Genomic DNA, 13616 nt, shown 5'->3' on the forward strand with positions numbered 1-13616 from the left:
ACTACTCCTCGGTGTCGTCGAACGGGTTCTCGACGAGGGCGTTGGAGTGGGACGCCGAGTCGTGGGCCAGCTGGCCCGGGTCGACGATCGGAGAGAAGACCTGCTCGTTCTCCATGAACGTTCCTCCTTCACAGGGGAGTTGTGGCGTTCGGTCGAGCGCCATGATCTGAACATTAATGAATATGATTATCGTTTTCCTAGTGGGGCAGAGGGTGATCTGGGTAACACACCGGCCAGCCGCCCTCGGGATCGCGGCCGACCCGGCCGGACACCTTCAGGACGTCGGCCAGGAACGCAGGCGTGACCACGTCCTTCGGCGTCCCGTCGGCCACCACCCGGCCGTCCCGCAGCGCCACGATCCGTTCGGCGAACCGGGCCGCGTGGGCGAGGTCGTGCAGCACCATCACGACGGTCAGCCCGCGCTCCTCGCGCAGACGCACCACCGTCCGCAGCACGTCGAGCTGGTGATGCAGGTCCAGGTAGGTGGTCGGCTCGTCGAGCAGCAGGACGCGGGTGTCCTGCGCCAGCGCCATGGCGAGCCGTACGCGCTGCCGCTCGCCGCCGGAGAGCGCCTCGACGGGCCGCTCCGCCCAGTCCCCCACCCCGACGTCCTCCAGCGCCCGGCGCGCCACGGCGTCGTCGCCCTCGCGCAGCATGCCGAGCGGGCCGCGCGCCGCGTACCGCCCCTGCCGCACGAGTTGACGTACCGTCATGCCCGGTACCGCCGGGGCGGATTGGTGGAGCAGCGCCACATGCCGGGCGGCGGCGCGCCGGGAGAGCCGGGCCAGGTCGTACGGGCCCAGCAGCACCCGTCCCTCACCGGGCCGCAGCAGCCCGGCCGCGAGCCGCAGGAGGGTCGACTTGCCGCAGCCGTTCAGGCCCACCAGCGCGGTGAGTTCGCCCGGCTCGACGGTCAGGTCGACGCCGCGCAGCACCGGCCGTCCGGCGTATCCGAAGTGGACTCCCTCGACATGGATGCCGACGGGTTCGCTCATCATCTGTCCTTCACATCCGAGTGCGGGAAGCGCCGGCCGGACCGCGAGCCCGGCCCGGCCGGCACGCCCCTAAGAACTCCGGCTCGCGGTACGGCGCACCACGACCAGCAGGAGGACGGCGCCGGCGCACGTGGTCAGCGCACCGACGGGCAGCGTGATCCGGTCCGCCTCCTCCCCGGCCAGCGCCAGCAGCCGCGACGCCCCCTGGGCCGCCGCGTCCGCTCCGCACACCACGACCGCACCCAGCAGCGCGGCGCCGGGCAGCGCGAGCCGGAGGTCGGCGCCGAAGAGCGCCACCGCCAGGTGCGGGACGAGCAGCCCCACGAACCCCAGCGCGCCCACCGAGGCGACGGCGCCCGCCGTCAGCGCCACCGCGCACAACAGGGCGAGCGTCCGAGCGCGGGCGACCGACAGGCCCGCCGCGGAGGCGAGTTCGTCGCCGCAGCGCAGCAGGGTCAGCGGCCCCGTCATCAGCCACGTGCCGAGGAACCAGGGCAGCGCCCAGGGCCAGAGCAGGTGCCAGTGCTCCCAGACCCGGCCCTCCGTGCTGCCGACGAGCCACTGCACGACGCTGCCGAGTTCGCCGGGTGCGACCAGGAGCACCATCGCGGTGAGCCCGCCGAGCACCGCGGAGACGAGCACGCCGTGCACCACGGTCTGCGCGGGGTCGCCCCCGCCCCGTCCGCTGAGCAGCCACAGCAGCCCCGCCCCCGCGCAGCCGCCCGCGTACGCCGCGACGACCACGGCGAACGGCGACTGCCAGCCGGCGAGTCCGAGCCCGGTGGCGGTGACGGCACCGAGCACCGCGCCCGGGGTCACGCCGGTGACCTCGGGTCCGGCCAGCGGATTGCGCAGGGCCGACTGGAGGACCAGTCCGGCCGCCCCGAGACAGGCCCCCGCACCGAGGGCCACCAGCATGCGCGGCAACCGCAGCCGGAAGAACACGTGGCGGGCGAGTGCGTCTCCCCCGCCCGTCAGCACGTCCACGACCGCGCCCAGGGAGAGGGCCCGGCCCGCGAGCAGCGAGGCGCCCGCGGCCAGGAGAAGCAACACACCGAGCAGGGCGAACCGCCGTACGGCCTTCGCCGAACGCCGTACCGCCGGGGCGGTCGGGGCGGCCGGAGCAAACGTCCCGGCAGGAGCAGGCGTCTCGGCCGGAGCGGTCGGCACGGCCGGAGCAGGCGTCTCGGCCGGAGCGGTCGGCACGGCAGGAGCAGGCGTCTCGGCCGGAGCGGTCGGCACGGCAGGAGCAGGCGTCTCGGCCGGAGCGGTCGGCACGGCAGTCTCCGGCAGCACGGCCGTCTCAGTCGTCCTGGTCGTCCTGGTCGTCCTGGTCGTCTCGGTCGTCTCAGTCGTCTCGGTCGTCTCGGTCGGCGCAGCCGTCCCGGTCGGCGCATCCGTCGGGCTCTCCGCCGCCCCGGTCCCCGGACGCTCCGGCTTCCCACGCTTCGAGGTCTCCGTCATCGTCGCCTCCGTAGGAGCGCCACTCCGACCGGGACACCGAGCAGCGCCGTCCAGGCGCCGGCCGGTGTCTCCACCGGGGCCAGGGCGAGCCGGGCCGGCACGTCGGCGACGGCCACCACGGCCGCGCCCCAAGCCGCCGACCAGGGAAGCCAACCCACCGCGTCGGTAAGCGGGTTGAGGCGGCGGGCCAGGTGCGGGGCGAGGAATCCGACCCACGCCACGGGGCCGCACACGGCGGTCACCGGGGCGATGAGGACGACGGCGACGGCGAGGGCCGTGAACCGCGCACGCCGCACGCGCACGCCAAGCGCCTCCGCGTCGTCGTCGCCGAGCCGCAGCACCGCCAGCACCGGTGCGCACAGGACGAGGGCGGGGGCCGCGACGAGCAGCCACGGCCACAGGCCCGTCACGTCCTCCCACGTACGCGCGGAGAGCGAGCCGAGGAGGTACCGGTAGATCAGCTGGAGGTCGAGCTGGTCCGCCATCACCATGAGGACGAGCAGGGCGGCCTGCAGGGCGGCGGCGACCGCCGCCCCGGTGAGCAGGACGGCGGACGGGCTGCGGCCGAGTCCCGCGGCGAGCAGGGTCAGCCCGCCGCCGAGGGCCGCCCCGCCGATGGCCAGCAGCGGCTCGACGGCGGCGGGCACCGACACGGCGAGGACCAGGGGGGCCGCCACTCCGAGGGCGGCCCCCGAGGACACGCCCAGCATCTCGGGGACCGCGAGGGGATTGCGCAGGGCCTCCTGCAGCACGAGCCCGGCGGCCCCGAGGCAGGCGCCGGCGACGAGCGCGAGGACCAGCCGCGGGACCCGGAGTTCGGTGACGACGACCCGGGCGATCTCGTCCTCGCCGCCGAAGAGCCGGTGCGGCGGTACGTACGGCGTGCCGAGGCACAGGGCGCACCACGCGGCCCCCGCGAGGAGGGCCACGAGCACGGCCGGCTGCGCCCAGGCCCGTACCGCCACCGGCCCTTCCCGGGGCCCGGCGGCGGAACGGGCCCGCGGCGCCGCGGTCTCGACGGGCCCGCTCACCTCAGCGCGGCCGTGGCCTCGTCGAGGACGAGGCCCATGGAGCGCGTGCCGCGTCCCTTGGCCCACACCTCGGAGTCCACCTCGTGGACGTCTCCGTTCCGGACGGCCGGGATCTTGCCCCAGAGCGGGTTCTTCGCCAGCTTCTCCGACAGCTGCCCGTCCGGCGGGCCGAAGCTCATCGTCTCGACGAAGAGCACGTCCACGCCCTTCGCCAGGATCTCCTCGAGGCTGTAACTGCCCTCGACGCCACGGGACTTCCAGGGGTAGTCGGCGACCTTCGGGAACAGGCCCGCGACCACGTCGGTGCCGGGGGTGGCGACTCCGAAGTTCTCGTCGCTGCCGTAGATGATCAGCGCCGTCTTGTCACTCCTGGGCCGCTCGGCCGCGGCGAGCTTGGTCCGGAAGGTCCGCTCCGCCTTCTCGCCCTGCGCCGTACGCCCGGTGAGGGCGGCGACGTCCCGCAGGTAGCCGACGCTCTCCTCCCAGGTGGTGGGCTGCACGGGCCAGAAGGTGGTCGCGCCCTGGAGGGCGGGGGCGAGCTTGCCGTGGGTGTCCTGGAGACCGATGACGAGGTCGGGCTCGTGGGAGAGGATGGCCTCGACCTCGGGGGCTATGAATCCGCCGGGGACGACCGCCACCTCCTTCGCCTTCTCCTCCCCCAGGAACCCCGGGTGGGCGAGGAGTTTGCTGTTGGTGGCCACGGGCACGATGCCCAGCTCGGTCAGGATGTCGTCGCAGAGCGCCACGAGGCAGACGATGCGCTCGGGCTTCCGCTTCGGCGCGACGTCGACGCCCCGGGCGTCCGTCAGCCGGCGGGTCTCCTCGATGGGCCTCACCGTGACCTCGGTGACGGCGCCGCCCGCTCCTCCAGCCCCGGCCCCGGCCCCTTCGGCCTCGGCCTTGCCAGCGGGGGCCTCCCCGGTCGTGCCGCAGCCCAGCAGGACGGATCCCATGATCAGTGCGGCAAGTCCGCTTCGTGTGCGTCTGAGGAGTGAACGCGGCATCGGTGCCCTCGCTTCTTTTCGGGTCTTGTCAGGATCGGGAAACGCACCGACCATACATGATAATCATTTTCATCATGCTCCAAGATGCCCACGGAGGACCCCTGATGACCGACCCCCTGCTCCTGGTCTCCGACCACGTCGACGGCGCCGTCCACCTCGTCACCGCGCGGGACGGCACCGTGGCCGGACGGATACCGGGGCGCCACCTCTCCGAGCACGCCGGCTTCCTGCCCCTGCCGGGGGGCCGGGTGGCCTGCGTCGACGACCGGCGCGGCGAACTGCTCGTGCTCGACCCGTACGGCCGGGAGCCGGTGCGGTCCGCGATCCCCGTGGCCACACCGGCGGAACACCTGGCGAGCGACCCCTCCGGCCGGTGGGTGGCCGTCACGACCGGCCTCGGCAGGAACACCGCCCCGTGGTCCGACCTGCTCACCGTCGTGGACCTGGAGACGGGGGACGCGGCCCGGGTCCGCACCCGGCCGGGAGAGCCCGGCGTCACGGTGCTGGGCTCCGACGAACCGCTCGTCGTCCTGCGGCACCGCGAACCGGGAGCCCTCGCGGTCCACCGCTTCGCCGAGCTCCTCGCCGCACCGCCCGGCTGCCCCGAGGTCACGCCGATCGCGTCCCACTCCCTGCCGGACGACGGACACGGCGACGCCCAGGACCCCTCGGCCGAGCGGGTGTTCGCCGCCACGGGCCAGGGGGTCCACCGGGCGCGACGGAAGGACGGGGACCTGGCCATGGAGGAGCCGATCCCGTGGGGGGCCGCCGCACGCGGCTGGTACCTGCGGCTGGATCCCCGCCGGCGCGCCCTGTGGTCCACCCTGCGCGGCGGGCCGACGGATCCGCTGCGCTGGCCGGAGTGGACGAACCAGGCCTGGTGCCACCACCTGGACACCGGAGCAACGACCCTGACGGAGCTCGGACGGGGCCTCGTCTTCCGCCTGGCCCTCGCCCGCAACGCCACCGCCTTCGCCCGCATCCACCCCGACGGTGACGAACTGGTCCTCCTGGACGCCGACTCGACGATCCGTCAGATTCCCCTGCCCGCCATGGAGGGGGCACCGGGCCGCGGCCACACGCCCTGGGAGGGCGTGCAGCGCCGCGCGGTGACCGCCTCCCCGAACGCGGACACGGTGGCCGTGACCCGGGGCGGCCACGGCGAGGTCCACCTCATCGACACGGAGTCCGGCGAGGAGGCCCACCGGGTGAAGCTGGACACGCCCCTCCACCACGGCGGCCACGCGATCCTCCTCCCCCAGCCCGACGGCCCGGACCGCGACACCGTGGGACGCTGAACCCGCCAGGCCCGGGGACCCGGACCGGGCCACGACTCCCCGACGACTCACGGGCGATCGAGCGTCCGGTCGGCCGCCCGGCCGGCTGGCTGGCTGGCTGGCTGGCTGGCTGGTGGAGCCGGACACCTACGGGGCCGCCGCCCGGAGGCGACGGGCATGGCAAGGCCCACAGACACCGACGAGCTCGACGGTGTGCTCCACCGCCGTGAAGCCCCGCTCACCGGCCACCCGGACCGCCCACCGCTCGACGGAACGCGCGTCGACGGGCCGGCTGACGCGGCAGAACCGGCAGATGAGGTGATGGCGGTGGCCCTCCACCCCGCGCAGCCTGAACAGCCGCTCTCCGCCCTGCACTTGGACGACGTCGACGCGCCCCGTGGCCTCCAGGTACCGGAGCACGCGATAGACCGTCGTACGCCCCACCCCCGCCCCGGCCTCCGAGAGCACGCCGTACAGATGCCGGGCGGAGACGAACCTCAGGGACTCCGTCAAGGCGGCGACAACCGCCGCCCGCTGCCGTGTCGACCTCTCGGCCACCTCGTACCACTCCTTTCACACGTGACGGCACAGAGCGTATGTGCTCATGAAATTCATGTCCATGTTCGATCGGCGACGGCGCCGTTCCTCGACGGCGCGACGAGGTCCGGCTCAGTCACCCGCGGGCGGTGCGTCCTGATAGGGATTGCGGGGCTTGGCGACCGGCTCGACGGCGCCGACGTCCATGGTCGGGACCGGCCGGTCGGAGGAGACGTCGGCGACGCGCCAGACACCGGTGACCTCGACCCAGGTGTCCACCCCGGGCGCCCGCGCTCCCCGCATCTCCACGCGGAGGGTCCGGGCGTCGCCCGCGCAGCAGCCGACCTTCAGCCGGTTGAGGTACCACGTCTCCGGGCTCTCGCCCGCGGTGACGAACCCGAGGAGTCGGATCTTGCGCCCGCGCAGGCCCATCGGGTCGTACACGGAGCGCCCGATGAACTCCTCCAGGGCCATCGGCGTGGTCGGCCCGTCCGCCAACTCCTCGTAGGCGGAGCGTTCGACCCGGGCCCCCGCACCGTCCCGTGAGGCCGTGAAGGAACCGAGCGCGGGAGGGGCGACGAAGAGGAGGGTGAGGGCGGGTCCGGCGAGGAGCCAGGCGACGCGCGGCGCACCACCGTGGTCGTGCCCGTGCCCGTGCCCGTGGTGGGCCTCCGCGTAGTCGTCGGACGGGTCGCGCCAGTACCCACGACCGGAGGCGTCCCGCCTCAGGACGGGCTGGCGGAGGCGGCGCACCACCTCGGCGCCGGTGCCGGCGAGGCCCAGCAGGACGAGCAGGACGCCGGACGCGACGAGGTAGGGCCACAGACCCTCCTTGACGTACCGGAGGTACATGTCGCTGCCGACGGTGGCGCGCAGCAGGGCCGCGCCGGTGAGCACCAGCAGGACGGGCAGGGCGAGTTCGCCCAGGGGACGCGGGGGTCGCGTGGGGGTGGGTCGTCCGCTCACAGGAACAGGCCTCCGACGAGTACGCAGCACAGGACCGCCACGACGAACGTGGCGGCGCAGAAGCGCACCGCGAACGCCCGCCCGAAGGCTCCCGACTGCAGGGCGATGAGCTTCATGTCGACCATCGGCCCCACGACCATGAAGGCGAGGCGGGCGGTGGGCGAGAAGCCGGCGAAGGAGGCGGCGACGAACGCGTCCGCCTCCGAACACACCGACAGGAGGACCGCGAGCACCGCCGCCACGAGGACGCCCAGCCAGGGCGATCCCGAGAAGACCTCCAGTACGGAGGGCGGCACGAGCACGTTGAACGTCGCCGCCGCCATGGCGCCGACCACCAGGAATCCGCCCGCGTGCAGGAAGTCGTGCTGCAGCCCGCGCCGGAAGGCCCTCAGCCGGCTCGCGCCCGGAGCGGGGTCCCCCTCCCCCGTCGGCAGCCGCAGCCACTCCTCGCGTCCCAGCCTGAGCCACAGCCAGCCCATGGCGACCGCGGTGACGAGCGAGGCGGCGAACCGAGCGGCCACCATCTCCGGGCTGTTGGGGAACGCGATGGCCGTCGAGACGAGGACCACCGGGTTCACGGCGGGTGCGGCGAGCAGGAAGGTCAGAGCGGCGGCGGGGGTCACACCGCGGCGCATCAGACTCCCCGCGACGGGCACCGAGGCGCATTCGCAGCCGGGGAGGACCACCCCGGCTGCCCCGGCGACCGGAACCGCGAGGGCGGGGTTGCGGGGCAGCACCCGGGAGAAGACCCGGGCGGGGACGAAGGCGCCGATGGCCGCCGAGACGACGGTCCCGAGAAGGAGAAACGGTACGCCTTGTACGACGATGGCGACGAGCAGCGTCCGCCAGGCACCGATCGCCGCGATCCCGAACAGCCTCTCCAGCCAGGGCCCCGCGAGCACCGCGCCCACCGTCACCGCGACCACCACCGCACCCGCCCCGCCACGGCGCGGGCGCGCCTCCCCGGCCGCGCGCTTCCCGGCCGGCGGCCCGAAATGCGGTACGAACGGCGATTTCGCCTTCACCTCGGGCTTCACCCTGGCCTTCGCCTTCGCCGAGACCTCGGCCATGCCGCGCCCCCTACCCTCCAGTCCGCCGTGGTCCGGCGGAACGATCGAACTCGTTCCGGAGGTCACCCGGCGCGAGCGGGCACACACTAGCCGATGATAATCATCTTCATCTAGACCTGCCGGACCGGTCCTGATCCGACGACGTAGCCGGCGGCGCCGGCCCCCTCGACCGCAGAACTCACCCCGGCAGGGCCCCTGTTCTCGCGTGCGCGTGCATGCCGCGCAGGCGAGGGCGAGGCCCTCGGGAGTCCTACCGAAATTCCGCGCCGAACGCCTTCGGCAGACCCGGGGGGCGGCTCCGAACAGTGGCCACGAGGTTCGACGGACCGCCGGTCTTCGTCGACGCCACCGCCCAGGTCGACCGCCAGGTCGACGCGGTCAACGCATGGCGGCGACCTGCTCCTCATCGTTCGGGCCGAACCGAACCTACGATGTCGCCATGACGATCCCCGAGCGGCAGCGACTGATACGTGTCCTCTACGACGAGTCCCGGAGCGACCTGCGGGAGCCGGCCCGTCCGAGACCGGTCCGTATCTACCAGTGGGAACCGGACCGGCCGCCGGCTCGGCCCGCGCCACTGGTGGTCGTCTCGCACGGCACCGGAGGTTCCGGCAGCCGTATGGGCTGGTTGGCGCGACCGCTCCGCGAGGCGGGTTTCCGCGTCGTCGCTCTGGACCACCACGGCAACAACTTCGTCGACGGGTACGAGCCGGAAGGCTTTCTCCACGTGTGGGAACGGCCTCGCGACGTCTCTTTCGTCCTCGACGTGCTTGCCCGCGAGCGGCCCCTCGGGCCGATCGGTGCGGCGGGCTTCTCCCTCGGCGGCTACACGGCGGCGGCCCTCGCCGGAGCTCGTGTCGATCCGCGGATTCTGTGGGCGGTGCTGGCGGGGGAGGTTCCCTTGCCGGAGATCCCCGAGTTCCCCGGCGCGCTGGAGGCGCTGCGGAAGAAGTACCCACTCGACGAGTCCCTGCGGCACACGCTGGACGGCGCCGGGGCGGACCTCTCCGACCCCCGGGTCCGGGCGGTCTTCCAAGTGGCTCCCGGAGTCGGCGGTCTCGTGACCCGCGAGAGCCTGGAGAACGTACGGGTGCCGGTGGGCGTCCGCTGGGGCGGAGCGGACGCGGTCAACCCCTACGAGGTCGACACCCGCCCCTACCTGGACCACATCCCCAGCGCCAGCGGCTGCTCGGCCGGCCCCGACGTTCGCCACGACGACTTCTTCATGCCGGAATCCGCCCGCACCGCCATCCGTGACAGGGTGGGCGGGGAGGCCGCCGCCTTCTTCCGGCAGCACCTCTCCTGAACCTCGCTCGGACGCGTCGAGGGCCCTGACCTGACGGTCAGAGGCGTTGTCCTCTTCCCTTCAGCGGCATCCCCCGGCCGACCCCATCGGCCCCCTCTCGGCCCGCAGCACGGCCACCGGCCCGCCGAAGCAGCCGAGTGGACCCCGTGCCACTGCCCGTTCGCAGGCTGCCTGGTCAGGTCCTCACCCGAGACTGCACCATGCTTATAGCGCCGCCGGAGCGGCGCGAGGGCCTCTGAGGAGGGGCAGGTTGTGGGAAGTCTGTTGAGGAGCGTCTTCACGGTCCGCTGGGGAGAACTGCGCGACGCGACGGGGGCCGGGGCCGGCGGCATTCCTCCTCTGCTGTCCCGGATCGCCTACGGGGATGAGGACACGACCCGCGTCGCCATCGATGACCTGGGCGACGCCGTCTGTGCGCTGGGTTTCATCGTCGGCGAGGCGACGGCTCCCACGGTTCCGTTCCTTACCGGCTGGGAGACGGCTGCAAGGGCAGCTGTGCAAGCAGGCCGACCAGTCATCGACGGTGTCGCTTCCTCCGTGCGGCCGGAGGAGGCGATGCCTGCCCGGAAGTTGTTGCAGACGATGGACGACACTCCACCGTTGCCGTAACCACGAGCAGTCATGGCGGGACGGCCCTTGGCCGGCCGCACCAGACGCCACAGCCCTCGTCACCGCCCACGCCTGCGCCCAGGCGTCACCACTGAAGGGGCTCGCTTCGCGGCCGCTACACACTCGCTCCCGGCCTGCCGGCGGACGCGGCCGCTGCGGCCGCTGCCAGGGGATCGCGGGCCGCGCGGCCGAGGAGGTCGGTGAGGTCGGGTGCGGTGCCGTCGAGGAAGCCGTGCCGGATACCGGTGGCGATCGAGGCGAGCATCGGCGGCTGGAACGGCAACAGCCCCGGCGTCTCGTCGAGCAGCCTGCGACGGTACTCGCCCAGACTGATCGCTCCATGCGCGACGCCGAGTTCGTCGGCCACCTGCCGTGCCGTGATCGGCGTGCCGACGAGGTCGTAGACCCGCCCGCTGTGAGGTGCCGCGTTCGCCGCCACTATCGCCGCGGCCTCGGCCAGGTCCTCTCGTACGACCGCGGCCAGGGCTCCGTCCCCGAACGCGGACTCCACACCGCTACCGGTCCACATGAGCAGACCGCCGAAGAGCTCGGCGTAGAGGCCGTTGCGCAGGATGGTCCACGGCAACCCGCTCTCCCGCACCAGGCGTTCGGTCGCCCGGTGAGCCAGCGCGAAGCCGAGGTGATCGCCGGCCGTGGTCAGGCTCGTGTAGACGACGTGGCGGACGCCGTCGCGGACGGCGGCGTCCAGTACCGCCGCGTGCCGCCCGACGACCTGGTCGTCTTCGGCATACCCGGCGGAGACCAGCACCAGAGTGGACACACCGGCGAGGTCGACGCTCGCGTGGTCGTCGAAGTCAAGACCCCGCATGCCCTCACCCGGCGTACGGCTGCCGCCCATCGCCACGGCACCACGGGCACGCAGCGCCGCAAGCGTGGCCGAGCCGAGGTTTCCGTTCGCTCCGGTCACCAAAATCATGATCGATCAATTCTTCCGTCGTGGTTCTCATCGGTAACTACGCTTGATCCTCGACCGCACGCCCATCGGCCACAAGAAGGCAGTTCGATGTCACTCACGCACACCGGGGTAACCACCACCCCCGCCGAACTCGACCCCTGCGGACGCGAGGACCACCCCGACTGCGGCATCCGCGACGTCCTGGACCGCATCGGGGACAAGTGGTCGGTGCTCGTGATCGTCGAGCTCGCCGGCGGACCCCGCCGCTTCCGCGAGCTCCAACGCGCCATCGACGGCATCTCCCAGCGCATGCTCACCCTCACCGTGCGCAGACTCGAACGCGACGGCCTCGTGCTCCGCACCGTGTACGCGACCGTGCCGGCCCAGGTCGACTACCGCCTGACCGAGACCGGTGCCGACCTGACCCACCTGGTCAAGGCACTCGCCGACTGGTCCCTCGCCCACCGTCCCGTCATCGCCGAGGCCCGGCACGCATACGACCGTGCCCACCCCGACCACGACATCCGCTAGCGATCCGGGTCGGGGATCCGCCGACAGTGGACGGCGACCTCGTCGAGGATCGCTTCGGGCACTTGCGGACACGCGTGGTGCGGCTGCGTGCGTGGGCCCCGGCGGTCAGGCGAACGACGGCCACCGGTCGGCCGCCCACTCCCGCCAGTCCGCCCAGCCGGGCGGCGGGTCGACGGCGCTGCGGCCCTCCAGCTCCGCCGCGTCGGGCTCCTCGAAGTGCGCCCGCCCGTACAGGATGTCGGCCTCGGACATCGGCAGCGTCTCTTCGGGTGCGGTCGCCCGGCGATGGGCGATACGGGCGCGCTGGGTCCCCGCGTCCACCGGCAGGTAGACCATGCGGAAGCACGCCTCCTCGGCCTCGGCCAGCCAGCGGATCGCGGACCGTTCGTCCCGTGACCAGCAGCCGTAGTCCACGACGACGTCGGTGCCCAGCCTGACCGCCTCCAAGGCGAGCCAGAGCATGCGCCCCTCCAGCACGTCGCGCTTCCCGCCCGCCTCCGCCTCCCCGAACAGAGGCAGCATCCAGTCGTCAGGAGTCAGGCGCAGAGCACCCTGCTCCGCGGCGAGCTGTCGAGCCCGCGTGGTCTTGCCGGCCCCGGGCAGGCCGACCATCAGGAACAACGTGGTCACGCCTGGATCGTGACAGAGCGGCCGATCAGACGGCCACCGGGTTTTCCGCCCCGCCTGATCACGGACTGAGCCACAGGCCCGGCGTGGGCAATTACCCCGGACACGCTCCAGAGTTCCAGCAACCGCAACGCGACTTCACCCGCACAGCGGCCCACGACTTCGACTACTTCACCAACGCCCACATTCGTGCGGGCATCACCTGAATCCTCGGGCCCCAGGCACGGATGCCGCGCACTCCGGATCATGAGGTGCGATGGCGTCTTTCTTGGCTAGTGCTCTGACCGCAAAGGTTCGCCGGGTCCCCGCACCCGTCTCTGCAGCATCAGGGAGCGCTGGTGGTCGCCCATGTACGGAAGATCGTAAGGGCCTCGCCAAGGTTCCCGGGGCCGCACGCCGCGTGGAAGGTCTTCTCAGCGGTCCAGGCCCAGACCCAGTCCTGGGCGTTGCGATTGACGTCTTGGCGAGGGTACTCACGTCCCTCGAGGTCCGTCTCCTCCAGATCGATTTCGACGGTCCAGCCGGGGTTGTCGAGCGTGGCGATCTTCACGCCCCACTCGTGCTCCCAGTCGCCGTCGCACTGCTTCGCGTACCAGTCCTGTAGCCAGGCAAGAAGGTGCTGCTCCGAATCGCTCATGACAGGAGAGGCTACTGCTGGGACCGTGTGGCGCCCTGGGCTGGGTGGTCGGGCTGCTGTTCGTAGTGGTCTGCCGCCCCAGCGGAGGTCGGGATGGCGCGCGTTCTTGTTGCACCAGCGCAGGTAGGCGTGCGGGGCCCGGGTCTGGACGGTGTGGTTGGGGTGGTGGGAGTTGGCGGGGTGAACTGCCGCAGGGGACCGAAGTGGGCCGACACGTAGATCAGGGCGCCGTCCGGGCGCGTGGCGCGGATCGTTCGCAAGCGAGCCCACGTGTGGTCGATGCCCTTGCGGCGCCGGTTGATCCCCCACAGCTTGTCGTCGCCGACGGAGTGGCAGCCGTGGAAGTAGGTGATGCCGTGGGTCCGGCGGTAGGTGGCCGGGAGCCGGTCGGGCCGGTTCTGTTCGGCCACTGAGGGTTGAGGCATACGAGCCCGATGTCGTTGAAGCGGTGGATTACTTCGCGGACGGTGTCCTCGTCCGCCTGGACCAGCCGCGCGATGACCGGAACGGTGTTGCCGCCGGCCGAGGCCAACTGCATCATCGCCCTCCGGAACCGCACCGAACTGGTACTGCCCCGCCGAACGATCTGCTGGAGCTTCTGCCCCTCCTGCTCCGTCAGCCTCCAGACCCTGACCGGTGGTGCCAC

Annotated in this window: 15 protein-coding genes and 1 pseudogene; 4 read left to right on the forward strand and 12 right to left on the reverse strand. The window is 72.5% G+C overall.

From position 1 onward, the window contains the following. Position 1: 1 nt before the first annotated feature. The 5 genes from amiA to ABZ621_RS17225 form a co-directional block, all read right to left on the reverse strand. Complete coding sequence (amiA, locus tag ABZ621_RS17205) at positions 2–115, reverse strand: streptamidine family RiPP (protein ID WP_360605209.1); 114 nt, start codon at positions 113–115, stop codon at positions 2–4. 82 nt (positions 116–197) lie between these two features. Further along, positions 198–995 carry an ABC transporter ATP-binding protein gene (locus tag ABZ621_RS17210; RefSeq protein WP_360605211.1) on the reverse strand — a complete coding sequence of 266 codons (798 nt, stop codon included), beginning with the start codon at positions 993–995 and terminating at the stop codon, positions 198–200. A gap of 69 nt (positions 996–1064) precedes the next feature. Then, a complete protein-coding gene (locus ABZ621_RS17215; RefSeq protein WP_360605600.1) occupies positions 1065–2057 on the reverse strand; it encodes an iron ABC transporter permease in 993 nt (330 codons plus the stop codon). 398 nt (positions 2058–2455) lie between these two features. Then, complete coding sequence (locus ABZ621_RS17220) at positions 2456–3394, reverse strand: iron ABC transporter permease (RefSeq protein WP_360605602.1); 939 nt, start codon at positions 3392–3394, stop codon at positions 2456–2458. Positions 3395–3486: 92 nt separating this feature from the next. Continuing rightward, complete coding sequence (locus ABZ621_RS17225) at positions 3487–4494, reverse strand: ABC transporter substrate-binding protein (protein WP_360605213.1); 1008 nt, start codon at positions 4492–4494, stop codon at positions 3487–3489. 104 nt (positions 4495–4598) lie between these two features. Here ABZ621_RS17225 and ABZ621_RS17230 point away from each other — a divergent pair, with 104 nt between their 5' ends. Continuing rightward, the gene (locus ABZ621_RS17230) at positions 4599–5792 is read left to right on the forward strand and encodes a hypothetical protein (RefSeq protein ID WP_360605215.1); all 1194 of its coding nucleotides are present in this window, start codon (positions 4599–4601) and stop codon (positions 5790–5792) included. A gap of 126 nt (positions 5793–5918) precedes the next feature. Here ABZ621_RS17230 and ABZ621_RS17235 read toward each other — a convergent pair whose 3' ends face one another. The 3 genes from ABZ621_RS17235 to ABZ621_RS17245 form a co-directional block, all read right to left on the reverse strand. Beyond that, positions 5919–6329 (reverse strand): Fur family transcriptional regulator, encoded by a 411-nt coding sequence (locus ABZ621_RS17235; protein ID WP_360605217.1) that lies wholly within the window; start codon positions 6327–6329, stop codon positions 5919–5921. 111 nt (positions 6330–6440) lie between these two features. Then, the gene (locus ABZ621_RS17240) at positions 6441–7274 is read right to left on the reverse strand and encodes a TIGR03943 family protein (RefSeq protein ID WP_360605219.1); all 834 of its coding nucleotides are present in this window, start codon (positions 7272–7274) and stop codon (positions 6441–6443) included. Beyond that, entirely contained in the window at positions 7271–8344 is a 1074-nt protein-coding gene (locus ABZ621_RS17245) for a permease (protein WP_360605221.1), read from the reverse strand. The genes ABZ621_RS17240 and ABZ621_RS17245 overlap by 4 nt, the downstream gene beginning before the upstream one ends. A 439-nt stretch (positions 8345–8783) precedes the next feature. Here ABZ621_RS17245 and ABZ621_RS17250 point away from each other — a divergent pair, with 439 nt between their 5' ends. Both ABZ621_RS17250 and ABZ621_RS17255 read left to right on the forward strand, forming a co-directional pair. Beyond that, complete coding sequence (locus ABZ621_RS17250) at positions 8784–9650, forward strand: alpha/beta fold hydrolase (protein ID WP_360605223.1); 867 nt, start codon at positions 8784–8786, stop codon at positions 9648–9650. 252 nt (positions 9651–9902) lie between these two features. After that, on the forward strand, positions 9903–10259 hold the full coding sequence (locus ABZ621_RS17255) for a hypothetical protein (protein WP_360605225.1): 357 nt from the start codon (positions 9903–9905) through the stop codon (positions 10257–10259). Between the two features lie 115 nt (positions 10260–10374). Here the strand turns inward: ABZ621_RS17255 and ABZ621_RS17260 are convergent, their stop codons facing one another. Continuing rightward, positions 10375–11196 (reverse strand): NAD(P)H-binding protein, encoded by an 822-nt coding sequence (locus ABZ621_RS17260; RefSeq protein WP_360605227.1) that lies wholly within the window; start codon positions 11194–11196, stop codon positions 10375–10377. An 87-nt stretch (positions 11197–11283) separates the two neighbouring features. On the opposite strand from ABZ621_RS17260, the gene ABZ621_RS17265 reads away from it, so the two are divergent. Beyond that, positions 11284–11706, forward strand: coding sequence for a helix-turn-helix domain-containing protein (locus ABZ621_RS17265; protein ID WP_360605229.1), 423 nt, complete (start codon positions 11284–11286; stop codon positions 11704–11706). 105 nt (positions 11707–11811) lie between these two features. On the opposite strand, the gene ABZ621_RS17270 is transcribed toward ABZ621_RS17265, so the two are convergent. From ABZ621_RS17270 to ABZ621_RS17280, 3 genes and pseudogenes are all read right to left on the reverse strand, one after another. Beyond that, positions 11812–12336 carry an ATP-binding protein gene (locus ABZ621_RS17270; protein ID WP_360605231.1) on the reverse strand — a complete coding sequence of 175 codons (525 nt, stop codon included), beginning with the start codon at positions 12334–12336 and terminating at the stop codon, positions 11812–11814. A 322-nt stretch (positions 12337–12658) separates the two neighbouring features. Beyond that, positions 12659–12970, reverse strand: a complete 312-nt coding sequence (locus tag ABZ621_RS17275; protein ID WP_360605604.1) for an immunity 53 family protein — start codon at positions 12968–12970, stop codon at positions 12659–12661. Positions 12971–13057: 87 nt separating this feature from the next. After that, a pseudogene (locus ABZ621_RS17280) lies at positions 13058–13616 on the reverse strand (helix-turn-helix domain-containing protein); the annotation flags it as partial.

The sequence above is a fragment of the Streptomyces sp. NPDC007863 genome, assembly GCF_040633895.1.
Lineage (GTDB): Bacteria > Actinomycetota > Actinomycetes > Streptomycetales > Streptomycetaceae > Streptomyces.